The sequence below is a fragment of the uncultured Gilvimarinus sp. genome, from assembly GCF_963975215.1.
Classification (GTDB): domain Bacteria; phylum Pseudomonadota; class Gammaproteobacteria; order Pseudomonadales; family Cellvibrionaceae; genus Gilvimarinus.
On sequence record NZ_CAXBFW010000024.1, the window covers coordinates 31,379 to 52,152 of the forward strand.

General features: G+C 54.7%; 20 protein-coding genes. 12 read left to right on the plus strand and 8 right to left on the minus strand.

Annotation, left to right across the window (positions count from 1 at the left end; translation table 11 throughout):
* Positions 1–53 precede the first annotated feature (53 nt).
* Positions 54–1,961 (minus strand): ATP-binding cassette domain-containing protein, encoded by a 1,908-nt coding sequence (locus AAC019_RS14070; protein WP_339899687.1) that lies wholly within the window; start codon positions 1,959–1,961, stop codon positions 54–56.
* A gap of 59 nt (positions 1,962–2,020) precedes the next feature.
* On the opposite strand from AAC019_RS14070, the gene AAC019_RS14075 reads away from it, so the two are divergent.
* Positions 2,021–2,509, plus strand: coding sequence for a TIGR02444 family protein (locus AAC019_RS14075; RefSeq protein ID WP_339899688.1), 489 nt, complete (start codon positions 2,021–2,023; stop codon positions 2,507–2,509).
* On the opposite strand, the gene AAC019_RS14080 is transcribed toward AAC019_RS14075, so the two are convergent.
* Positions 2,506–3,447, minus strand: coding sequence for a hypothetical protein (locus tag AAC019_RS14080; RefSeq protein WP_339899689.1), 942 nt, complete (start codon positions 3,445–3,447; stop codon positions 2,506–2,508). The genes AAC019_RS14075 and AAC019_RS14080 overlap by 4 nt on opposite strands.
* A gap of 324 nt (positions 3,448–3,771) precedes the next feature.
* Here AAC019_RS14080 and AAC019_RS14085 point away from each other — a divergent pair, with 324 nt between their 5' ends.
* A complete protein-coding gene (locus AAC019_RS14085; protein ID WP_339899690.1) occupies positions 3,772–4,536 on the plus strand; it encodes an FKBP-type peptidyl-prolyl cis-trans isomerase in 765 nt (254 codons plus the stop codon).
* Positions 4,537–4,606: 70 nt separating this feature from the next.
* Here the strand turns inward: AAC019_RS14085 and AAC019_RS14090 are convergent, their stop codons facing one another.
* Complete coding sequence (locus AAC019_RS14090) at positions 4,607–5,581, minus strand: hypothetical protein (protein ID WP_339899691.1); 975 nt, start codon at positions 5,579–5,581, stop codon at positions 4,607–4,609.
* A 60-nt stretch (positions 5,582–5,641) separates the two neighbouring features.
* Positions 5,642–6,109: a sigma D regulator gene (rsd, locus tag AAC019_RS14095; RefSeq protein WP_339899692.1), complete on the minus strand. Its 468-nt coding sequence runs from the start codon at positions 6,107–6,109 to the stop codon at positions 5,642–5,644.
* A 201-nt stretch (positions 6,110–6,310) separates the two neighbouring features.
* Between rsd and AAC019_RS14100 the strand changes: the two genes are divergently transcribed.
* Positions 6,311–6,760, plus strand: coding sequence for a flagellar basal body-associated FliL family protein (locus tag AAC019_RS14100; protein ID WP_339899694.1), 450 nt, complete (start codon positions 6,311–6,313; stop codon positions 6,758–6,760).
* On the opposite strand, the gene gshA is transcribed toward AAC019_RS14100, so the two are convergent.
* The 3 genes from gshA to AAC019_RS14115 all read right to left on the minus strand — a co-directional run bounded on the left by gshA (position 6,735) and on the right by AAC019_RS14115 (position 9,575).
* Positions 6,735–8,357, minus strand: a complete 1,623-nt coding sequence (gene gshA / locus AAC019_RS14105; protein ID WP_339899696.1) for a glutamate--cysteine ligase — start codon at positions 8,355–8,357, stop codon at positions 6,735–6,737. The genes AAC019_RS14100 and gshA overlap by 26 nt on opposite strands.
* Positions 8,358–8,515: 158 nt before the next feature.
* Positions 8,516–8,932: a hypothetical protein gene (locus AAC019_RS14110; protein ID WP_339899697.1), complete on the minus strand. Its 417-nt coding sequence runs from the start codon at positions 8,930–8,932 to the stop codon at positions 8,516–8,518.
* A 100-nt stretch (positions 8,933–9,032) separates the two neighbouring features.
* Positions 9,033–9,575 carry a DinB family protein gene (locus AAC019_RS14115; protein WP_339899698.1) on the minus strand — a complete coding sequence of 181 codons (543 nt, stop codon included), beginning with the start codon at positions 9,573–9,575 and terminating at the stop codon, positions 9,033–9,035.
* Between the two features lie 159 nt (positions 9,576–9,734).
* On the opposite strand from AAC019_RS14115, the gene uvrD reads away from it, so the two are divergent.
* The 7 genes from uvrD to rluF all read left to right on the plus strand — a co-directional run bounded on the left by uvrD (position 9,735) and on the right by rluF (position 17,123).
* Positions 9,735–11,933: a DNA helicase II gene (uvrD, locus tag AAC019_RS14120; protein WP_339899700.1), complete on the plus strand. Its 2,199-nt coding sequence runs from the start codon at positions 9,735–9,737 to the stop codon at positions 11,931–11,933.
* Positions 11,934–12,406: 473 nt separating this feature from the next.
* Entirely contained in the window at positions 12,407–13,567 is a 1,161-nt protein-coding gene (locus tag AAC019_RS14125; protein ID WP_339899702.1) for a TRAP transporter substrate-binding protein, read from the plus strand.
* A 244-nt stretch (positions 13,568–13,811) separates the two neighbouring features.
* Positions 13,812–14,201, plus strand: a complete 390-nt coding sequence (locus AAC019_RS14130) for a hypothetical protein (RefSeq protein ID WP_339899703.1) — start codon at positions 13,812–13,814, stop codon at positions 14,199–14,201.
* 52 nt (positions 14,202–14,253) lie between these two features.
* A complete protein-coding gene (locus AAC019_RS14135) occupies positions 14,254–14,772 on the plus strand; it encodes a hypothetical protein (protein WP_339899705.1) in 519 nt (172 codons plus the stop codon).
* A gap of 72 nt (positions 14,773–14,844) precedes the next feature.
* Positions 14,845–15,285 carry a hypothetical protein gene (locus tag AAC019_RS14140; protein ID WP_339899707.1) on the plus strand — a complete coding sequence of 147 codons (441 nt, stop codon included), beginning with the start codon at positions 14,845–14,847 and terminating at the stop codon, positions 15,283–15,285.
* Positions 15,286–15,302: 17 nt separating this feature from the next.
* On the plus strand, positions 15,303–15,746 hold the full coding sequence (locus AAC019_RS14145) for a hypothetical protein (protein WP_339899708.1): 444 nt from the start codon (positions 15,303–15,305) through the stop codon (positions 15,744–15,746).
* A 351-nt stretch (positions 15,747–16,097) separates the two neighbouring features.
* Positions 16,098–17,123 carry a 23S rRNA pseudouridine(2604) synthase RluF gene (rluF, locus tag AAC019_RS14150; protein ID WP_339899710.1) on the plus strand — a complete coding sequence of 342 codons (1,026 nt, stop codon included), beginning with the start codon at positions 16,098–16,100 and terminating at the stop codon, positions 17,121–17,123.
* A gap of 11 nt (positions 17,124–17,134) precedes the next feature.
* Here the strand turns inward: rluF and rlmE are convergent, their stop codons facing one another.
* On the minus strand, positions 17,135–17,755 hold the full coding sequence (gene rlmE, locus AAC019_RS14155) for a 23S rRNA (uridine(2552)-2'-O)-methyltransferase RlmE (protein ID WP_339899711.1): 621 nt from the start codon (positions 17,753–17,755) through the stop codon (positions 17,135–17,137).
* A gap of 208 nt (positions 17,756–17,963) precedes the next feature.
* Between rlmE and AAC019_RS14160 the strand changes: the two genes are divergently transcribed.
* Together AAC019_RS14160 and AAC019_RS14165 are read left to right on the plus strand one after the other, a co-directional pair.
* The gene (locus AAC019_RS14160; protein ID WP_339899713.1) at positions 17,964–19,625 is read left to right on the plus strand and encodes an NAD(P)/FAD-dependent oxidoreductase; all 1,662 of its coding nucleotides are present in this window, start codon (positions 17,964–17,966) and stop codon (positions 19,623–19,625) included.
* The gene (locus tag AAC019_RS14165; protein WP_339899714.1) at positions 19,622–20,350 is read left to right on the plus strand and encodes an RNA methyltransferase; all 729 of its coding nucleotides are present in this window, start codon (positions 19,622–19,624) and stop codon (positions 20,348–20,350) included. The genes AAC019_RS14160 and AAC019_RS14165 overlap by 4 nt, the downstream gene beginning before the upstream one ends.
* Positions 20,351–20,774 lie beyond the last annotated feature (424 nt).

Genomic DNA, 20,774 nt, shown 5'->3' on the forward strand with positions numbered 1-20,774 from the left:
AGCAAAAACGGCGCCACTGGGCGCCGTTTTTGCTGGGTTTTAATGATTGGCGGTTAATCGTCTAACGCTTCCAGCTCGGCTTGTGCTTCTAGCCACTGCTCTTCGCAGGCATCAATTTTTTCGCTCAGTTCGGCCTGTTGCTGTAACAATTTTTGCAGCTGATCTTTGTGTTGGTCTTCGTACAGGCTGGTGTCGGCTAGCTCGGCTTCCAGCGAGGTGTTTTTTTGCTGCAGCTTTTCCAGCTCGGCTTCGAGCTTTTTAATGCGGTTGGTTAGTGGCTTACGTGCCTCGCGTTTGGCGGCGGCCTCTTGGCGCTGAACTTTTTTGTCTTGTACCGGCTTGGGTTTAATGTCGTCCGCCGGGTTAGTTGTTGCCTCGGTGGTTTTATCGCCGCCGCTTTTGCGCTCCAGCAGCCAGCGGTAATAATCGTCCAGCTCGCCGTCAAACTCTTCGACTTTGCCATCGGCCACCAGCAGCCATTCATCTACCGTGTTGCGCAGTAAGTGGCGATCGTGCGATACCACAATAACCGCGCCGGCAAAATCCTGCAGTGCCATGGTCAGCGCCTGGCGCATTTCTAAATCCAGGTGGTTGGTGGGCTCATCCAGCAGCAACACGTTGGGTTTTTGCCAGGCGATAAGTGCTAACGCCAGACGGGCTTTCTCGCCGCCCGAAAAATGGTGAATAGGCTCAAAGGCGCGATCGCCAATAAAATCAAAGCTGCCCAAAAAGTTGCGCACCTCTTGCTCGCGCGCTTTGGGGCTGATGCGCTGTATGTGCAGCGCCGGCGAGGCGCTCATATCCAACGCCTCCAGCTGGTGCTGGGCAAAGTAACCTAACTTAAAGTGCTCGCCGGTGACGCGCTCGCCGGTTAACGGCTCGAGTGTGCCGGCCAGGGTTTTAATCAGGCTCGATTTACCGGCGCCGTTGGGGCCCAGCAAACCGATGCGTGTGGCGGGCGCAATATTGATGTCCACACCGCCCAGAATTTGTCGCTCGGGGTAGCCAATGGTCATTTGGCGCAACACGATTAACGGGTCGGAGACTTTCTCGGAGGCGGTAAAGGTAAAGCTAAAGGGCGAGTCCACATGGGCCGGGGCGATGGTCTCCATGCGCTCTAATTGTTTAATGCGGCTTTGCGCCTGCTTGGCTTTGGTGGCCTTGGCGCGAAAACGGCGAATATAATCTTCGATGTGGGCGATGCGCTCTTGCTGCTTATTAAACTCCGCTTGCTGTTGCGATAATCGCTCGGCGCGCTGTACCTCGTAGGCAGAATAGTTGCCGGTGTAGGCCACCAGCTTGCTCGACTCGATACTGACAATGCGCTCGATGACGTTGTCCAAAAAATCGCGATCGTGCGAGATAATCAGCAAGGTGCCGCTGTAGCGTTGCAGCCATTGTTCCAACCACAGGGTCGCGTCTAAGTCTAAGTGGTTAGTGGGCTCATCCAGTAACAGCAAATCCGACGGGCACATCAGGGCGCGGGCGAGGTTAAGCCGAATGCGCCAGCCCCCCGAGAACGCACTAACCGGGCGTTCGAGTTCATTGCCGGTAAACCCCAAACCGTTTAGCAATTGCGCGGCGCGAGACGGGGCCGTGTAGGCGTCGATTTGCTCCATAACGTCAAACAGGTGGGCCAGCTTTTCACCGTCGTCGCCGGCTTGTTCGATCTCGGCCTCGGCCTGGCGCAGCGCCTCGTCGCCATCGAGTACATAGTCCAGCGCGGTGCGGTCGGTGTCGGACACCTCTTGCGCCATATGCGCCAAACGCCAATCGCCGGGTAGCGATACCGAGCCGGTATCGGCGCCCAGTTGGCCCAGCAGCAGCTTAAACAGCGAGGACTTGCCGCTGCCATTGGCGCCAATAAGGCCGATTTTTTGCCCCGGAAAGATCGCCAGGTCGGTTTCGGTCAGCAGAAACTTAGGCCCGCGCTGTAAACTGATTTGCTGTAGTGTAATCATGCCGGGCATTCTATCTAAGCTCGGTGGGAAAGCCTATCACCACAGGAAGAAAGACGTTAATGACTGAGATATTACCCGGCCCTTTATGGGATTTTGCCCTGGAGCTGTATCAACAACCCGATATTGAAGTGCAGTGCTTGCAGCTGCAGGACGAGTACAGCGTGCGTATTCCGATGCTGTTGTTTGTCTGTTGGTTGGATATCAGCGGTAAGGAGGCCAGCCCAGAAGTCTTAAAGGGGGTGCTTAAAGAAACCGCTGAATGGTACGAGCAAGTGGTGGTGCCGCTGCGCGAGGCGCGCCGTTGGATAAAATCACAGGCGCCCCTGGATGAATCGCAACGTCAGTGTCGCGGGCAAATTAAAGCCGCCGAGTTGGCCGCCGAGCGTTGGGAGATTCAACAGTTAGCCGAGCTGAGCAAACACTGGCCCGCCGAGCGAGCGGCGCCCCTGTTGCCGCGGGTAGAAAATTATTTGGCGGCGTGCGAGGTACCGCCGCCAGTCGTACAGCGCACCCTCGTTTTATTGCAGGGTGCGCTCGCGCCGGTTTAGTGTTCGTCTTCGTCGAACAAGCTGCCGGAGCTAGGTACCGCCGGTGCATCGGGTACCGGGCTGGGTTTTAGCTTATCGTCGTCGTGTGGCTCGATCATGCCGGTCCCTATATGGTTGGGCAGAGGCTTGGGGCTTACCTCAAGGCTGCTGGTTTGCGGCTTGGCGACCGGCTCCGGGATGTCCATTAAGGCGTGCTGTTGCACGGGCTTGGCCACGGGCAGCGGCGCGGCTTCGGTTACCGCAGCGGCCGGTTGCGCTTTAGGCGCCGCTGGCTTTTTGGTCGGTGCCTTGGTTTTGGTTGCAGTAGCCGCTTTTTTAGCGGGTGCCTTTTTAGCCGTTGTTTGCTTTACCGGGGCTTTGGCTTTTGCGGTTTTTTTCGGGCCCGCTGTTTTGCCAGCTGCTTTAGGCGTTGCCGGTTTTTTGCTGGCCACTTGAGTCGCGGCTTTGTTGGCCGGCGCTTTTTTAGCGCGGGTTTTAGTGGCGGCTTTGGCTTTTGCTTTGGTCGCCGGTTTACGGGCGGCCTTTTTGCGCGCCTTAGCCGCCGGTTTGGCGATGGCTTTTTCGGCTTGGGCTCTCGCTCTGGCAAAGGTCTTCGCCAGGGCCAACTCCTGTTTGGCCGATGTTTGCTCGGCCTTGGCGGAACTCACTTGCCCTTCGGCAGTCTCTACTACTTTTGCTTGCGCGCTAAGCGCAGCCTCGGCTTTTGCCAGACGCGTTTTGGCCGCGGCCGTAGGTTTTGCTTTGGCAGCGGCTGCTTTGCGGGTGCGCAAAGTCGCGAGCTTTTTGCGCGCCGCCGCCAGTTGTTTTTGGGCGCTCGACAGAACTTTGTCGGCGTCGGTTAGTTTTTTGGTGCGCGCCGTGTCGAGCTTGGCGCTAACCGCCGCGATGTCTTTTTCGAGTTGCGCGACAGACACAGCAGTTTTTTTCTTGGCAGCCATAGTGAAACCCTACATGTGATTTAAATCTGAGTGTTGCAGAAAGGGGTAAATCTAAGCCGATATTGTAGACCCTAGCCTATAAATTGTGTACGCCGTGAGCGCAAAATTAATCACTTACTATTGAATTTTTGCACTAACTCCCCATGAATAGAGCTACAGGCGCGTTCTAATTCGCATTTATCAACCTAAACGTCCACACTGTGGCGCAGTTGGTATAACATGGATGGGCTTTTTTGTTACGAGTGCCGGATGGGCCGGCAAACTGTAGCGTGATGGACCCGTTGCAGTAATACAACAAACACACTCCAATAATATAGGTATTGTATGTTTAACAAGCGTTTAATGATGGCCGGCGTTATCTGCTCGGCAACCGTGCTGGCAGGCTGTAATCAAGAGAGCCCCGATGCACCCGCCACAGCCCCAGAGGCCGATAAGCAAGTTACTCTGGAAACTCTGGAGCAAAAGGTTAACTATGCTATCGCTTTAAACATGGCCTCTAACTTTAAGCAGCGCGAAGTGCCCATTGAAGTAGAAGCGTTTACCCAAGCGCTGACCGATGTACGCGATGATAAAGAGCCCGCCCTGACCCAGGAAGAAATGCAAACTGTCATGCAGACCTTCCAGGAGCAACAAATGGAGCTGCAACAGCAAAAGCAAAAAGCGCTGGCTGAAACGCAAAAAGCCGAAGGCGAAGCCTTTTTGGCCGAGAACGCCGATAAAGAAGGTGTGATGATCACCGACAGCGGCCTGCAGTATAAAGTGCTGGAAGAAGGCGACGGCGTAAGCCCCGGCGAGAAAGACACCGTCACCGTTCACTATCGCGGCACTTTGTTAGACGGCACCGAGTTTGATAGCTCTTACGCCCGTGAGCAACCCGCCACCTTTGCCCTGAACCAGGTAATTTCTGGCTGGACCGAAGGCCTGCAGCTGATGAAAACCGGTGCTAAGTACGAGCTGTATATCCCCTCTGACTTAGCTTACGGCCCAGGTGGCAACCAGGGTATTCCACCTAACGCGACGCTGATTTTTGAAGTTGAGCTGTTAGAGGTTGAGCCTGCCGAAGCACCAGAAGAAGCCGCTGCCGAGTAATCGCTTAGCACGTGGTATAAAAAAGCCGGGTTAACAGCCCGGCTTTTTTTGTGCCCGCTTGTTAGCGCTTTTAATAACTTAAGGTATAGATAAAGCCATTGCCGCTGGCGGCGCGATAGCGCTCGGGCTCGGGGGTAAAGCTCACCGCTAACACCGAGGTGGGCTTGGGTTGCCAGGGGTTGAGCTTGGGCAGCTGCCAGTGGTACAGCTCTTGTTGTCCGTCGATATCCCACAGTTGCACCCGGCCATCGGGGCGGCCGGTTAACAGGTAGGCGCCGTCTTCACTAAAGCGTGCGGCGCTTAGGCTAAAGCCGCGAATAATACGCTCGTGACCCACCGGTAGTGTCCAGTTAAGTGTGTTGTCGGCGGTGGATAACAGCTCGATGCCATCGTAGCGTGCGGCTACCAGCGCGCGTTTGCCGTCGGGGCTTAGCGCCACTTGCTGGATGGCTTTGTCGTACTGGCGTTGCCATTGTTGTTTGCCGCTTTGGGTATCCCAGACGCGGGCTATTTGGTCGTCGCCACCGGTGAGTGCCAGGCTTAAGTCATCGCTTAGGGCTACGGCGTTAACCGGCGCATCGTGCCGAAAGGTGCCAAAGGTACCGCCGTGGCGCACATCGTATAACACCGCCCGGCCATCGGCTAAACCCAATAGGGCGACGTTGCCGTAGCGCCCCAGTGCCAGCGCGTTAATCTCAGAGCTAATGCGCCAGTAGGCCACCGACTCGCCACTGGCGGTATTCCACAGCACCAGAGTTTGATTGTCGGCGGTAATCGCCCAGCCGCCGTCGCTGGAGATGGCGCTGTGCAAAATCAGGCGGGTGGTGTCGTCACTGTGGTTCCAGTCGTACAGCCGCTCGCCCGGGGATATTTGCCAGTAGCTGCCACCCTGATAGCTAGAGCCAATCACCGCGTGGCTGCCGTCGCGCGCCAGGCTGGCCGATTGTGTGCTGCGGTTTGCCACCTGCAACTCGGCGTTGGGCGCCGGGTTGCAAGCGCTTAACAGCGGTAGGAGTGCGGCTGTAAACAGCAGCGGTTTTAACATGGGGCGGGCCAGAGTCGAGGTGGCGCCAAGGCAGTGTTAACCTTTGGCGCCAAATGGGGTTTAGCTGGCTTGAACGACGTCTTTATTGGCATCGTGAAGTACCGCAATCATACGGTCTTCACCGCTAAAGCGTGCTTCCAGGGTTTCGCCCAGCTCTGACAAGTCGGCATCCAGTGTCGATAGATCGTCAGTTTCCTGGTACTTGTCGTTAAAATCGAGGATCTTTTCGGTGGTGGCATCCACTTCTTTAAAGCGCTCGGCGGCTTCTTTAAGGGCTTGCTCGTCGCCAAACTCGCGGCCTTCGCGCACCAGTTGATCGTAGATCTCAAAATGCCCGGCCGAGACGTAATCCACCATGATCTCGCACATTCGGCGCAGTTTAGCGCCGCGCTCGTCGCTGGTTTGGCCTTTGGTGTCGGACAGGGCGCAGTACTGCACCAGCATTTCCTGGCGCTCTTGCAGCCAGCGGTCGATAATTTGGCTTACCCCGCCCCAGCGCTCTTTCGCATCCTGGCAATTCTCTAACATGACATTATCCTAGCTATCTTTAGCGATATTCTTTAATCAATCCAGTGTTGGGCAATGTTACCACGATCAATCGCCGTCCCCCAGTAGCGATAGCACGAATATTGCGCGGCTACTTCAAGTAAACTGATGCTGCGCCGATAGCCTAGCACAGGCCGCTTAAGCGGCCGGCTTGATCAACATTTATCTTGTCAGGAGTAACCGATGGCTCAGTCCGCCACCCTCTTTCGCCCGTTTTTGCAGGTGCTGCTGCCGGCATTAGCGCTCGTGTTTGCCCTGCTGTTAAGCGCGGCCTCGTTGGCGCAAAGCGATTCGGAATCTAATGAGGTAGAGGGCTCGATTTATATACCCATGCAGCCGGCGTTTGTCGTTAATTACGGCGGTGCCGGAAGGCTTAAGTACCTAAAAACCGAGCTGTCATTGCGGGTTAACGATGTTTATACCGCCTCGGCGGTGCGCCACCACATGCCGCTGTTGCGCAACGCCATGGTGATGCTGTTTAGCCGCCAAACTGAAGATTCCATCACCACCCAGCAGGGGGTTACTCAGCTGCGCGAAACGGCCAAAGCCGAGATTATCGCGCTACTGGAGTCGGAGCAGGCCGAGCACGATGTGCTCGAGGTTTACTTTAACAACCTGATTGTGCAGAAGTAGCCGCTGGCGCCCCGCCACAGCAGGTGTACTGGGCGTAGTAGTTGGCCAGATACTCGTCAAAGCTAATACGGTCGGCGGCTTCTACCTCGGTTTGTTGCCGCTTAGATTGCTCGGCCAGCTCGGCAAAGCGCCCCTGCTGCTTTGCATCAAGCGGGCGGGCGGCAAAGTAGTCGCGGTGTTGCTCGGCCAGCTTTAGGGTGTGGGCGTAGTAGGTTTGCCGGTGTTCGGCCAAATCTTTTAGCACCTGGGCCGCTGGCGTTATTTGCTCGCCGGTGAGTTTTTGGCGCTGCTCGGCACAGGCGTTTTGGTAGCGGCGTTCGCCATTGGCCTGATCCAGCAGCGCGGCGCAGCGCTCGACCCCTTTTTGAATCTCGCCGGCCCACTCGCGCATGTTAACGTCGCCGCCGTTGCGGCGCAGCATTAGTGCCGGGTCGCGGCCGCTATACACGATGCGCGCCTGGTTATCCTGTAGATCCTGATACTCGGCATCGGTCGCTTCGGGGCTATCTTCTAACAAGCAAAACAGCAAAAACGCATCCAGATAATGCAGTTGTGATTCGCTTACGCCCAGTGGCTCAAACGGGTTTAAGTCGACGCAGCGCACCTCGACGTACTCTACCCCGCCCAATTGCAACGCTTGCAGCGCCGTTTGCCCAGATTTGGCCGTGCGCTTGGGGCGAATGGTGCTGTAAAACTCGTTTTCGATTTGCAGCAGGCTGGTGTTTAGCTGCTGATACTGGCCATCGGCGCCTTTTAGGCCGATGTTTTGGTATTCGGTGTGGGGCTGGGTAATGGCGCCGCACAGGGTTTGCAAATAGTTATCGAGGTTGTTGTAGCACACCACCAGCGATTGCTGGGCATCGCTCTGGTAGCCTAAATCGCCCATGCGCAGCGAGGTGGCGTAGGGGGTGTGCAAGGTATTTTGGTCTTCGCCAAAAGCCTCAAGGGCGTGCTCGCGGCCGCGCACAAAGCTGCGGCATACCGCCGGGGCGGCGCCAAACAAGTACACCAACAGCCAAAAATAGCGGCGAAAATTGCGGATTAACGCAAAGTAGCGGTCGGTTTTAAACGCCTGCAGGCTTTGCTGGTTACCCATATCCCGGGCCAGCTCGCGCCAAAAATCGTCTGGCAACGAGAAGTTGTAGTGCACCCCGGCAATGGTTTGCATGGCGCGGCCGTAGCGGTGGCCCAGGCCCAGGCGGTATACCGTTTTCATGGTGCCGCTGTTGGAGGTGCCGTAACGCGCTACCGGAATATCGCCGTCGGCGCCCAGTACACAGGGCATACTGGCCGGCCACAAATACTCATCTTGCAGCTGGCTATAGGTGTAGCGATGTACGTCATCAAGTTGGTTGAGCAGTGTACCGATGGAGGTTTGCGGCTCGGTAATAAACTCCAGCAGGGCCTCGGAGTAATCGGTGGTGATGTGCGGGTGGGTGAGTGCCGAGCCGAGCCCCAGCGGGTGGCTGGTTTGCGCCAGGCGGCCGTCGGGGCTAACGCGCAGGCTCTCTTTTTCGATGCCGCGCAAAATACCGCGAAGTGTTTGATTGGCTTTAGCGCCGGATAACGCCTGTAACTGCGCATCAAATTGAGACAAAAGCTTTTCCTCTGCAGTCCGGTTGCGGACGCGGTCGTGGCGCCAGGCGCTCGGCTGTCACCAGCCCTAAAGTGTCGAGTGTAGTCAGTTCGCCCAAACAGGGCCACCGCCAGAGCGGTCCTGGGGGGTAAAAAACCGTAATTGTGATGGCGATAAAATCACTGCGGCGATGACTCGCGTGGCTCGGCCTCGGTAGCCTCGGGGTGCGGTTCGGCGCTATCAGCTTGAGGGGCCGGGTCAGCTTGGGTTTCGGTACTCGCGGGCTCACTCTCGCCGGGGGGCGGCGTGTCGTTGGCGGCCAAATCCAGCTCTAGTGAGTCTTCGCCACGGTTTTTAGGCTGGGGCGGCGGCAGTATCTCGGGGTCGATGACCGGGTTACGCCGTTCATTTAACGGGCAAGCCACCAGCGATACTCGCTGGGTGTAGTCTTTGCTGCTGGCCTCAAACATCTCATTCACCGCCTCGTCTTTATGGGGGCTGCGGTATAAACCCGCCGGGTCGCGGCCATCTACCCAAATGCGCTGCTTGCTCAAAAACAACTTATCTTGATTTTGCAGTATGTATACGTCCGTCATAACTCACTAACTGTCACGGTTGGTGGAAACACGGCCTGTGTTAGGCGTTTCGTGGGTTTATGGGGGCGCAGCGGCGAGAATCAAGCGCGCGCTCAGCCCGCTAGGTATCCAACCTCGGGATATCCTGTAAAAAGTCGGTTACGCCTATGTCCAGCCCGCGCTGGTTTAGCAGCGTACTCACCTGGCCGCGATGGTGTGTTTGGTGGTTAAACAGGTGCATCACCAGCTCACCAAAATCCCGCTCGGCGACTTCGCCTTTGCTGTTGTGATACGCCAGCGCGCGCTGTAAATCGCCGCTTTGCAGCTCGTCGGCGCTCCACTCGATGATGGCGTTATCGATTATCCCACGGGCGGCGCCCAGGGCGGCAAATGCCGGGTACAGCTGTTGGTCGAGCCGCTCGGGGGTGGGTAGCTCGGCCAGTGCCTGCAGGCTTTTATAGTGAGGGGCGTGTTTCGCAAAACGCGCCAGCCATAATAGGTCCGTAACCACCATGTGGTTAAGCGTGCCTAAAATCGAGCCAAAAAAAGCGCCGGCGTCAGCGGTGAGTGTGGCGTGGTCGAGCGTGGCGGCAGCGGCAAACACCTGACTGTTTAAGCGCTTATTATAACCGGCCATCAGGCGAATATGATGGTGAAGATCCACGTGTTTACAGCTCCTTTAAAAAGTTTGGCGATATGCCTGCTTGGGCCCGTATTGACGGCGTCTGGTTACCGACACTGTGTAAATTTACAGTAAAATGGTATGCTGTCGCCTCCGTCAGGGCAAGTGCCCTACCATACACCAAGATGCCAGAACTGACTCATGGATGCTCCTCACCTCGTCGCAAGTTTAAACGATGCCCAGCGCGAAGCCGTTACCGCTGAAGCTGGCAATCAGCTCATCCTCGCCGGTGCCGGCAGTGGTAAAACCCGCGTGCTGGTACACCGCATTGCCTGGCTGGTGCAAACCCAGGGGGTGTCGCCCTACAGCATCCTGGCGGTTACCTTTACCAATAAGGCCGCCCGCGAGATGCGCGCGCGACTCGACGAGAGCTTTCGCGAGAGCGGTACGCCCATTAACACCCGCAGCATGTGGGTGGGCACCTTTCACGGTTTGGCCCACCGGCTGCTAAAAGCCCACTGGAAAGACGCCAACCTGCCGCAGAACTTTCAGATTCTGGACAGTGACGATCAGCTGCGCCTGATTAAACGGGTGTATCAAAATCTGGCCATCGATGCCGAGCGCTGGCCGCCCCGGCAGGCGCAGTGGTTTATTAACGGCCAAAAAGACGAGGGCCTGCGAGCCAAGCACATGCAGCCCAGTGCCGACCCTTTTACCCGCACCATGACTACCGTGTACGCCGCCTACGAGGCCGACTGCGAGCGCGGCGGCATGGTCGACTTTGCCGAGCTGCTGCTGCGCGCCCACGAGCTGTGGCTTAACAAGCCCGCTATTTTAGATCACTACCAGGCGCGCTTCCCGTTTATTTTGGTGGATGAGTTTCAGGATACCAACTCGGTGCAGTACGCCTGGTTGCGGGTGCTGGCCGGCGAGAGCTGCTTTGTTACCGCCGTGGGCGATGACGACCAATCCATTTACGGCTGGCGCGGCGCCAAAGTTGAAAACATCCGCCGCTTTAGCGAAGACTACCCAGGCACCAGCACCGTGCGGCTGGAGCAAAACTACCGCTCTACCGGCAATATTCTTAATGCCGCCAACGCGGTTATCGCCAACAACTCGGGCCGTATGGGTAAACAGCTGTGGACCGACGGCGAAGACGGCGAGCTTATCTCACTGTACGCGGCTTTTAACGAGCAAGACGAAGCGCGCTTTATTGTCGAGCGCATTAACGACTGGGTACTAAAAGGCAACCGCAAAGACAGCTGCGCCATTTTATATCGCTCTAACGCTCAGTCGCGGGTGCTAGAGGAAGCCCTGCTGCGCGAAGGTGTGCCCTACCGCATTTATGGCGGCCAGCGATTTTACGATCGCTTAGAAATTAAAAATGCCCTCTCGTACATGCGTCTGGCCAGCAACCGCGACGATGACCCGGCGTTTGAGCGCGTTATTAACACCCCAACGCGCGGCATTGGCGGTAAAACCGTCGACGATATTCGCGCCTTTGCCCGCGAGCACGGCTGCTCGCTGTGGCAGGCCAGCCAGCAAATGTTAGCCAACCGCGTGCTCAGCGCTCGCGCCGGTAACGCTCTGGCCGGTTTTACTCAGCTTATCGATGCCCTGGCCGAGCGCAGCCTCGAGGTTAAGCTCGATCAGCTGGCCGAGTCGGTACTCGAAACCACCGGCTTGTTTGAGTTTCACAAAAAAGAGAAAGGCGAAAAAGGCCAGGCCCGCGCCGAAAACCTTGAAGAGCTGGTAACCGCATGCCGCGTGTTTGAAGCCCCCGATGACGAAGAGCCCGTGCTGCAACAGTTTTTAGACACCGCCGCGCTGGACGCCGGTGAGGCCCAGGCCGATGAGTTTGAAGACGCGGTACAGCTGATGACACTGCACTCGGCCAAGGGCTTGGAGTTTCCGTTAGTGTTTATGGCCGGCGTCGAGGAAAACCTGTTTCCCCACAAAATGTCGGTAGAAGACCCGGACCGCCTGGAGGAAGAGCGCCGTCTGGCCTACGTGGGCATTACCCGCGCCATGGAGAAGCTCTACATCTGCTACGCCGAAACCCGCCGGCTGCACGGCGGTGAAACCTTTAATGCGCTGTCGCGCTTTGTCAAAGAGATACCCGACGAGCACCTCGATGAAGTGCGCATTAAAAGCACCGTCAGCCGCCCGGTGCGCCACCAAAGCCCGACCCAGCGTAAACAGGCGCGCGGTACCGCACTGAGTGATTCGGGCTCCGATACCGGCTTTCGTTTAGGGCAGCGGGTTAGCCATAAAAAATTCGGCGCAGGTATTATCGTCCACTTTGAAGGCTCCGGTGCCAGCACCCGCGTACAAATTAACTTTGACGATGCCGGCACCAAGTGGTTGGTGGTGCAGTACGCCAAGTTGGAGGCGGTTTAAGTTGTGGGGAGTGGCAATCCAAGGCAGGTCGTGCAGAGTAGAAGGTCTTTACTACGAAGCGCCGTTTTTAGGTCCCCTGCGAATGAGCCGAGCGGAAGCCTATTTTAGGGGGTAAGCAAACAGGACGTTTGCGCAAGTATCGTCAGGGCATGGACGCCCTGTCGATACGGCCCGCTAAAATTGGCTGGAGAGAGGGAACCCGTTAGGGCCAGACGCCGGGGTGGCCTTTGACGTGCACGGATGCACTAATGCCGCGAGCGCATGGAAGCGCAAGAGCGACCTTTTGGTTACTTTGATTTGGCCAAACAAAGAAAAGTCACTCGCCACGCTCGGCGATGCGAGCTTATAAACAAAGTCCGCGTTAGAGGCAATACTGGGTAAGCATTATCAAATAAAGTTTCAAACCGAGCTAAATAGCATTGAAAATTTCGTGCCGCCCGTTAAAGTTAAACAAAAAATAAAGACACAAAACTATGAGCACAACACGTCGCTTTCAATTTACACCTATTGTCATTCTCGCGCTTATTGCTTTGTGCGTCGCCTTGTTTGCCGCACTGGTTATGAGTAAGGCCGACCAAGGCAAGGCTCAGGCAACTGGCCCGGCTGTTAGCGGCCAACAGTATCAGTGGCGTATGGTGACGACCTGGCCAAAAAACTTTCCGGGCCTTGGCACCACCGCTGAGAAATTTGCCAGCATCGTCGGCGAGATGAGCGGCGGCCGCTTGACCATTCATGTGCACGGCGCGGGCGAGATCGTGCCGGCTATGGGGGTGTTTGATGCGGTTTCCTCCGGCAGTGTCGAGGTAGGCCACGGCGGCGCTTACTACTGGCGCGGCAAAGCGCCGGCCAGCCAGTTTTTTACCACCGTGCCCTTTGGCATGAACGCGCAAGAGATGAATGGCTGGCTCTTTCACGGCGGCGGGCTAGAGCTGTGGCGCGAGGTGTACGAGCCCTTTAACTTGCTGCCGTTTCCTTCGGGTAATACTGGCATTCAAATGGCCGGTTGGTTTAACAAAGAGATCAACACGCTCGACGATTTACGCGGTTTAAAAATGCGCATACCGGGCCTGGCCGGTGAAGTGTTTAACCGCGCCGGTGGCACCTCGGTCAATATCCCCGGCGGCGAGCTTTACACCGCCATGCAAACTGGCGTTATCGACGCCGCCGAGTGGGTCGGCCCCGCCAACGATTTAGCGTTTGGCTTTCATCAGGTGGCCAAGTATTACTACTACCCAGGCTGGCACGAGCCCGGCTCCACCATGGAGCTAATTGTAAACAAAAGCGCGTTTGAATCTTTGCCCGAGGATTTGCAGGCCATCGTCACTTACGCCGCGCGTGCGTCCAACCAGGATATGCTCGACCAGTACACCGCTACTAACAACGCCGCCCTACAGGCACTGGTAAACGATCACGGCGTCGAGCTACGCCGCCTACCCGACGAAGTGCTGCAAGAGCTACGCCGCATCACCGAGCAAGTGTTTATCGAGCAAGCCGAGCAAGACGCCATGTTCGCCAAAGTGTGGGAGTCTTACAAAAGCTTTCAGGCCAAAGCCGCCGCCTGGCATAAAGTGTCGGAGCAAACATATTATAAAGTCAGAGAAGAGACAGCCCCGGCCAATCCTTCCCAGCCGTAATTGGGAAGCTAGTGGTTTTATATAGCTCGGTTTGCGGTTTTCAATAATTAACATTTACTTTATAGTCAAACGCTTAGCCAGATAGGAAGGTGAGATAACGAGGCCCGCGGCCGCAGGATACCGCGCAAGCACACTTTGCCGCCCGCCTATTGTTAAACAATTACTAAAAGTCGAGCCTAATCAGAGCGTTATTCTGTCTTCCTATAATTCTTTTAGGGGAGATAATGCGCAAGCTCGAATATAAATGATAAAAGGCAAAATGAACCCAACCATAGTCACAAGTTTCTTGTTGTTTTTAGTGTTGTCATTGGGGTCAATATTCCTAAGCGGTGCTCCAGTAAAAGTGCATGCGGTAAATATCGTTTGTTTCTTTGTGGCATTAGTGCTGGGCACCGTCGCAGCGGAGAAGATAAAAAGTGATATACCAACCTATGTGATCTGGATAATTGTGGGGCTTTCGGGATTGTTTGCTTGGGATGTTGCCTCTTCTGTTGTCATAGTTAAGGCAGAGGTATTTATGGGGTGGTATATTCTTTACCCGATAGGCTTGCTGGGTATCCTATGCCTACAAATCATGGCTTGTGCCACCAATAAGCTCGGTCCTTTTAACAAGCAAAGGCACGGAGGCGCGTAGCCGCGCGCTTGCTTTGGACGTTAGATTTCTATCATAAAACGGAGTATTTAAAATGGAATGTAGAAGTTGCAAGGAAACCATTCTGGATAAAGCCACCTGGTGTCCCAAATGTCACCGTCCTCAATCAATACTTAGAGCACTTATTCCTCCCCAAGCCTTGGCAGTCATTATTCTTGCGCTAGGAGGCTATTGGCTTGTAACTGTGCAGGCAATGGAAGAATCAATGGCTCAGTTTAGTAGTGACCCAATTTATGAAGGTGCTAATCAGCTGACCGTTCGCGATACGAGCTTTAATGTTACTAAGAATGGCTGTGAGGCATGTGTCTCAACAATTGGAACAATCAAGAATAATACGGAAACTCCATGGGCCAGAATCCATTTTCAGGTAACCTATTATAACGAGGAAAACGAGGTTGTCGATGTTTTCAATGATGAGGATTCGGACCTAATCGTTGGGCCGATGTCAGAGCGAAAGTTCAAAGTTAAAGGTAAAGCGTCGGTTGAATTAGACGAATACCATCACAATTCTGTCAGTATCATAAAGGCATCGCCTGATAGTAGATGGAACTAAATCTAACAAGCGGCTTAGGACGATCACTGCGTACGCGCTACCAAACCGAGCGTTAAATGCATAGGAGTAAATATGGATACAACTACAACAATAAAAAAATTCGTCGCGCTTGAAGTATTCTTACTTCTGGCTTACGTAGGATTGTCACTTTCTTTAGAACCATACTTGCCGGAAATACTAGAGCAGTATATTACGCAATCGCCTGAGTCCGATTTCAGCAACTCGAATTCACTTGCACTCTTAGGTGGGGCCCTAATTCTTCCGCTGTATGCGGCTTCTATAGTCGGCTTATTGCTAACCAAGATATGGGGAAAAATCTTATATGTTATTACTTTTGTAGTTGGCTATGCACTTACACCGTTTTTGAGCCCAACAGTAGAGCATGCGATTTCAACGACGGTTTACGATCTCGGCTCTGTAATCCAAGGTATCATTCTAGCTTTGTTATTTTTTACTAGCTCGGCATTTAACAACTCAAAAAACCCGGAGGGCGAAAGCGCCGTTGGGTCTTGAGGCGTTAGAGCAAAACTATGATTCGTAGCAGTATCTTAGCCCTTCTTCTCACGTCCAATGCTTTCGCGGTAGAGGTGATTGCGGTAGTCGATTTAAAGTTTTTGAAGGACACGGGCGAAACCGCCTCAACCCTGTGTTTCAAGGAAGAAACAGAGACTGAGAGCTGCGCAACATGGGCTACTTTCTATCTATTTGAGGCTCGTGTTAAAACGGTCGTACACGGTGAGCCAATCAGTCGTAAATTCAAGGTTTGGTTTGGGCAGCATGCATTGAAGAAAGGCAACATTCAAAAAGTTGTGGCAAAGCTAAAGCCTCTACCAGCAGAGCATGAGGCCAGCTATCAAATAACCGCGCTCGGCGAGCGACAGGAGCTTTACTGTTTTCATGTTAACGAGGATCGGCAGTCAAACGTACGCATTGAGCCCCGAAGCGTCGAAATGAGGTGCTATGAGCCAGATTAGTTCTAACAAACGCGTCAAATGCGAGTCTGAACTTCGCGCGCCTTACGCGCCATTTTGAACACCTTAGATAGGTTAATATAACTATACAAGGTGTCTATTTTTTTATGGGTAATTAGGGGAAATCCGACCAGCCTTTAGCTCATACTCAAACCATATAATATCGGTTGGCAATAGCAGCCGCCATTGTTGGGGCCCTTCGTAAACCCCTACCACCTAACCTCTTTTTGCTTACCCACTGTTGTGCGATATAATCCCCCGTGCATCCATTGGGGCGGGTTGTTGGGTCTGTCGTATGCCTACAGCGCTACCTGCCAACCTCTTTCTGTATTACCGTTTAAAAGTCGACACTATATGCTCAACACATCTTTAACACGCCTTAATAAGTACATTAGCGAGAGTGGTATGTGCTCGCGGCGCGATGCTGACCGCTTTATCGAGCAGGGCAATGTGTACCTAAACGGTAAGCGTGCTCAGGTGGGCGATCAGGTGGCGCCGGGGGATACGGTGCGGGTGAATGGCCAGCTTATCGAGCCGCAAGAGGCGGAGGATTTGATTTTTATTGCGCTGAATAAGCCGGTGGGTATTGTCAGTACCACCGAGAGTAGCGAGCGGAATAATATTGTTAATTTTGTGCGCCACAGTACCCGGATATTTCCGATTGGGCGGTTGGATAAAGACTCCCAGGGGCTGATTTTTTTAACCAATAATGGCGACTTGGTTAATAAGATTTTACGCGCCGGTAATAACCACGAGAAAGAGTACCTGGTGACGGTTAATAAGCCGATTCGCGACGATTTTATTACGGGTATGAGCCAGGGGGTGCCGATACTGGGCACTAAGACGAAAAAGTGCAAGGTGAGTAAAGAGGCGCCCACGGTATTTAGAATCACCCTGGTTCAGGGCCTGAATCGTCAGATTCGCCGCATGTGCGAGCATTTTGGCTACGATGTGGTGCGCCTAGAGCGCGTAAAAATTATGAACGTGAGCCTGAAGGGCTTGCCCGTGGGCGAGTGGCGCGACCTTACCGAAAAAGAGCTGAAAGTGCTGCTGGCTGCGATCGAGGATTCATCGTCCGAGGCGCCTGCCGGGCGTAAAAGCTCGCAGAAAAGAGCGCCCAAAAAGTCGCCAGCTAACGGCCCTAAAGCCCGTAGCCCCGGCAAACCAAAGGCGGGCGGTAAAAAGCCCTTTGCGGGTGGGGGTAAAAAATCGGCGGTGGGGAGCGGTAAAAAGCCGGCGGCTAAGTCTGCGGCCGGGGGAAAAAATAAGCCTGCCCCGGGGGGCAAAAACAAACCCGGCAATCGAGCTAAAGCAAAGCCTGCGGGCAGTGGCGGGCGCCAAAAGCCCGGGCGCTCTGGCCCTAAAAAGCCTAGGCGCTAAAAAAAGGCCTGCTAGCCTTTAAAACCCTTGGCCACAAAATAAACCTCGCGCGAGCGGGCACGCGAGGCGTCCGGCTTACGTATTACGACCTTATCAAACGATGAGCGTACATCTTTTAGGTATTCATCAGAGCCTTCGCCCTGAAACACCTTTGCCACAAAGCAGCCCTTGGGCTTGAGTACCTGGCGCGCCATGTCCAGCGCCAGCTCTACCAGGTACATGGATGACGCCTGGTCGGCGGCGTTTACGCCACTGATGTTGGGCGCCATATCGGAAATCACCAGATCTACCGGAGCGTCGCCCACGGCCGCCATAATCTGCTCAAATACCGCATCTTCGGTGAAGTCGCCCTGAATAAAATCGACATCGGCCATGGAATCCATGGGTAAGATGTCCGAGGCGATCACGCGCCCTTTAACGCCTACAATAGGCGCCACCACTTGCGACCAGCCCCCGGGCGCGCTGCCTAAGTCCATAACGATCATGCCGGGGCGCACCAGTTTGTCTTTTTTAATAATCTCAAGCAGCTTGTAGCTGGCGCGGGAGCGGTAGCCATCCACCTGAGCGCGCTTTACGTAAGGGTCATTAACGTGTTCGCTAAGCCACTGATTGCTGCTTTTTGATCTAGCCATGGTACGACTCTGCTGTGCCCGGTAAATAATAACCGCATTATACGCGTTCTGGTGCCGGGCCGTAACAGGGGGCGGCAGCCTATGCTGCCAGTACCCGAGGCGCTAACACCTGCTTCGCAGCTACCGTTTTCAAAGGTACAATACGCTCATTCGGCGCCATTGGCGCTCTTTTTGCCCCTTTGCCGGAGACACCGGCCAGGTCTCTTTTATGATCCGACTTACCGAACTCGCCCTACCCCTCGATCACCCGGCGGAGGCGCTGCCTCAGGCTGTTGCCAGGCGCCTGGGTGTGGCTGAAGCCGAGCTGCAAAACCTAACCGTATTTAAACGTAGCTACGACGCTCGCAAAAAAAACACCGAAATTAAGTTTATTTACATTATCGATGTGAGCCTTGCCAACGAGGCGGACGTGCTAGAGCGATTGGCGGATGATCGCCATATCCGGCCATCGCCTGATACCCAGTATTACCCGGTGGCCCAGGCACCCGACGAGCTAACCGAGCGGCCAGTGGTGATTGGCTTTGGCCCCTGCGGCTTGTTTGCCGCGCTGATTTTGGCGCAAATGGGGTTTAAGCCCATCGTGCTCGAGCGCGGCCGCAATGTGCGCACCCGTACCAAAGATACCTGGGCGCTGTGGCGCAATAACGTGCTTACCCCTGAATCTAACGTGCAGTTTGGTGAAGGCGGTGCGGGCCTGTTCTCCGACGGTAAGCTCTATAGCCAAATTAAAGACCCTAAGTTTTACGGCCGAAAAGTAATGCACGAGTTTGTCCGCGCCGGCGCGCCGGACGAAATTATGTACGTTAGCAAGCCGCACATTGGCACCTTTCGTTTAACCGGTGTTGTGGCCGCCATGCGTGAGGAGATTATTGCTCTGGGGGGTGAGGTGCGCTTTGAGAGCAAAGTGGCGACTCTCGACCTTGATAAAGCGCATAGCAACGACGGTGAGCAAAGCAATCGCATTCGGGGCATCACCCTGGAAAATGGCGAGCAGATTAAAACACGCTACGTGGTGCTGGCGGTTGGGCACAGTGCCCGCGATACCTTTCGTATGCTGCACAAGGTTGGCGTGTATGTAGAGGCGAAACCGTTTGCCATTGGCTTTCGCATTGAGCATCCGCAATCGCTCATCGATCACGCGCGCCTGGGTAAATACGCCGGGCACCCGGATTTGGGCGCTGCGGATTATAAATTAGTGCACCACGCTAAAAACGGCCGTGCGGTATACAGCTTTTGTATGTGCCCCGGCGGCACCGTGGTGGCAGCTACCTCCGAGGAAGGCCGCGTTGTCACCAACGGTATGAGTCAGTACTCCCGCAACGAGCGCAACGCTAACGCGGGTATCGTTGTGAGCATTAACCCAGCCGAAGACTTCCCCGGCGGCCCGTTGGCCGGTATTGAATTACAAGAGGCGTTGGAGTCTTACGCGTATGTGGCCGGTGGTAAAAACTATTGTGCACCGGGCCAGCTGGTGGGCGATTTTATAAACGCCAAAGCCTCTACCGAGTTTGGTGAGGTAGAGCCCTCTTATAAGCCTGGCGTTACGCTGGGAGATTTGTCGACGACGTTACCCGGTTATGCGATCGACGCAATCCGTGAGGCCTTGCCGGCGTTTGCCAAACAGATTCGCGGTTTTGATCGCCCTGATGCGATATTAACCGGTATCGAAACCCGCACTTCATCCCCGGTGCGCATCACGCGCGATCGCGACACCCTGCAAAGCCTAAATACCCGGGGCTTATACCCCGCCGGTGAGGGCGCCGGCTACGCCGGTGGTATTTTATCCGCCGGGGTGGACGGTATAAAAATTGCCGAAGAGCTGGCCAAAGCGATGTTGAGCGATATCGCAAGCGAAGGGAAAGCCCCATGAAGCTCGACGATATTAAAAAGCTCCATCAAAAAAAATACCGCACCGAGCTAGGCTGTTTTTTGGTAGAGGGCGAGCACCTAATTTTAGAGCTGGAAAAAGCCGCTAAAAATAATTCGCGATTAGCCGCGGCCACGGTTTATGCCAGCGACAGCTACGGTGATGTGCAAACTGATTTTGCGCTGGTGCGGATTTCTGACAAACAGATGCAAAAAATATCCGATACTAAATCTCCACAAGGTATCGTTGCCGTAGTGCCCTTTAGCGCCACCACGGCCTCGGCACCAGCGGATAATGCCGAGCGCACAATCTATTTGCACGAGATACAAGACCCTGGCAACCTCGGCACCATTTTACGCACCCTTGCGTGGTTTGGTGGCTTTAAGTGTGTGCTTAGCCCCAATAGCGTCGACCCCTACAACCCCAAAGTTGTACGCGCCAGCATGGGGGCAATATTTCATGTGCCGGTCGAACTAGATGTACCCCTTAGCACACTGCAAACGCGCTTTGACTCTTTTGCGTGTTTGGACACCGCCGGCGCTGCGCTATCAGCGCCGCAATTTGGCAAGCATCAGTGTTTTATATTTGGCAATGAGGCGCGGGGCGTGCCGCGTGAGCAGCTGGCAGGGTTACCGGTAGAGTCGTTCTCTATCCAGGGTAGCGGTATTCTAGAGTCGCTCAACCTCGCCACAGCCGTTAATATGTGTGCGTATGAGTTAAACCGTTAATTAACACGAAATAATAAATAAAATAGCTTGTTGTTAGTATTTACGGGGCTAGGCGTTAGTACATACGTCAATAACGCTCGTGCTGTAATTCACCCCATCTGCATCTGGAGAAACAAAATTAAAACATTAGAAGATATTTATCGCTGCCCTCAGTGCTCCGGGGTGGCGGCTTACGGAAATTCATTTTGCCGCTCTTGCGGCAGTAAATTCTCTGTGGATGACGTTAGAGAAATGCGGGCTAGCAGGCTGTTGTAAAACCCCTTGCATGCTCAGCGTGGCCTGAAGCGTGCAGCTGCTGTGCATTGTCTCGACGGACAGGGTGGTTCCCTTTGCTAGAGATAAGGCGCGGCAGATGTGCGCTTCAGACCACGCCCTACGGGGCTTTCAGGCTGGCCCGTACTCGTCGTTGCCACGTTTCGATGGG

What these genes read in the sequence shown, in the direction of transcription:
- AAC019_RS14070 (WP_339899687.1), bottom strand. Translation starts at nt 1,961, where the DNA reads ATGATTACACTACAGCAAATCAGTTTACAGCGCGGGCCTAAGTTTCTG.
- AAC019_RS14075 (WP_339899688.1), top strand. Translation starts at nt 2,021, where the DNA reads ATGACTGAGATATTACCCGGCCCTTTATGGGATTTTGCCCTGGAGCTG.
- AAC019_RS14080 (WP_339899689.1), bottom strand. Translation starts at nt 3,447, where the DNA reads ATGGCTGCCAAGAAAAAAACTGCTGTGTCTGTCGCGCAACTCGAAAAA.
- AAC019_RS14085 (WP_339899690.1), top strand. Translation starts at nt 3,772, where the DNA reads ATGTTTAACAAGCGTTTAATGATGGCCGGCGTTATCTGCTCGGCAACC.
- AAC019_RS14090 (WP_339899691.1), bottom strand. Translation starts at nt 5,581, where the DNA reads ATGTTAAAACCGCTGCTGTTTACAGCCGCACTCCTACCGCTGTTAAGC.
- rsd (WP_339899692.1), bottom strand. Translation starts at nt 6,109, where the DNA reads ATGTTAGAGAATTGCCAGGATGCGAAAGAGCGCTGGGGCGGGGTAAGC.
- AAC019_RS14100 (WP_339899694.1), top strand. Translation starts at nt 6,311, where the DNA reads ATGGCTCAGTCCGCCACCCTCTTTCGCCCGTTTTTGCAGGTGCTGCTG.
- AAC019_RS14110 (WP_339899697.1), bottom strand. Translation starts at nt 8,932, where the DNA reads ATGACGGACGTATACATACTGCAAAATCAAGATAAGTTGTTTTTGAGC.
- uvrD (WP_339899700.1), top strand. Translation starts at nt 9,735, where the DNA reads ATGGATGCTCCTCACCTCGTCGCAAGTTTAAACGATGCCCAGCGCGAA.
- AAC019_RS14125 (WP_339899702.1), top strand. Translation starts at nt 12,407, where the DNA reads ATGAGCACAACACGTCGCTTTCAATTTACACCTATTGTCATTCTCGCG.
- AAC019_RS14130 (WP_339899703.1), top strand. Translation starts at nt 13,812, where the DNA reads ATGATAAAAGGCAAAATGAACCCAACCATAGTCACAAGTTTCTTGTTG.
- AAC019_RS14135 (WP_339899705.1), top strand. Translation starts at nt 14,254, where the DNA reads ATGGAATGTAGAAGTTGCAAGGAAACCATTCTGGATAAAGCCACCTGG.
- AAC019_RS14140 (WP_339899707.1), top strand. Translation starts at nt 14,845, where the DNA reads ATGGATACAACTACAACAATAAAAAAATTCGTCGCGCTTGAAGTATTC.
- AAC019_RS14145 (WP_339899708.1), top strand. Translation starts at nt 15,303, where the DNA reads ATGATTCGTAGCAGTATCTTAGCCCTTCTTCTCACGTCCAATGCTTTC.
- rluF (WP_339899710.1), top strand. Translation starts at nt 16,098, where the DNA reads ATGCTCAACACATCTTTAACACGCCTTAATAAGTACATTAGCGAGAGT.
- rlmE (WP_339899711.1), bottom strand. Translation starts at nt 17,755, where the DNA reads ATGGCTAGATCAAAAAGCAGCAATCAGTGGCTTAGCGAACACGTTAAT.
- AAC019_RS14160 (WP_339899713.1), top strand. Translation starts at nt 17,964, where the DNA reads ATGATCCGACTTACCGAACTCGCCCTACCCCTCGATCACCCGGCGGAG.
- AAC019_RS14165 (WP_339899714.1), top strand. Translation starts at nt 19,622, where the DNA reads ATGAAGCTCGACGATATTAAAAAGCTCCATCAAAAAAAATACCGCACC.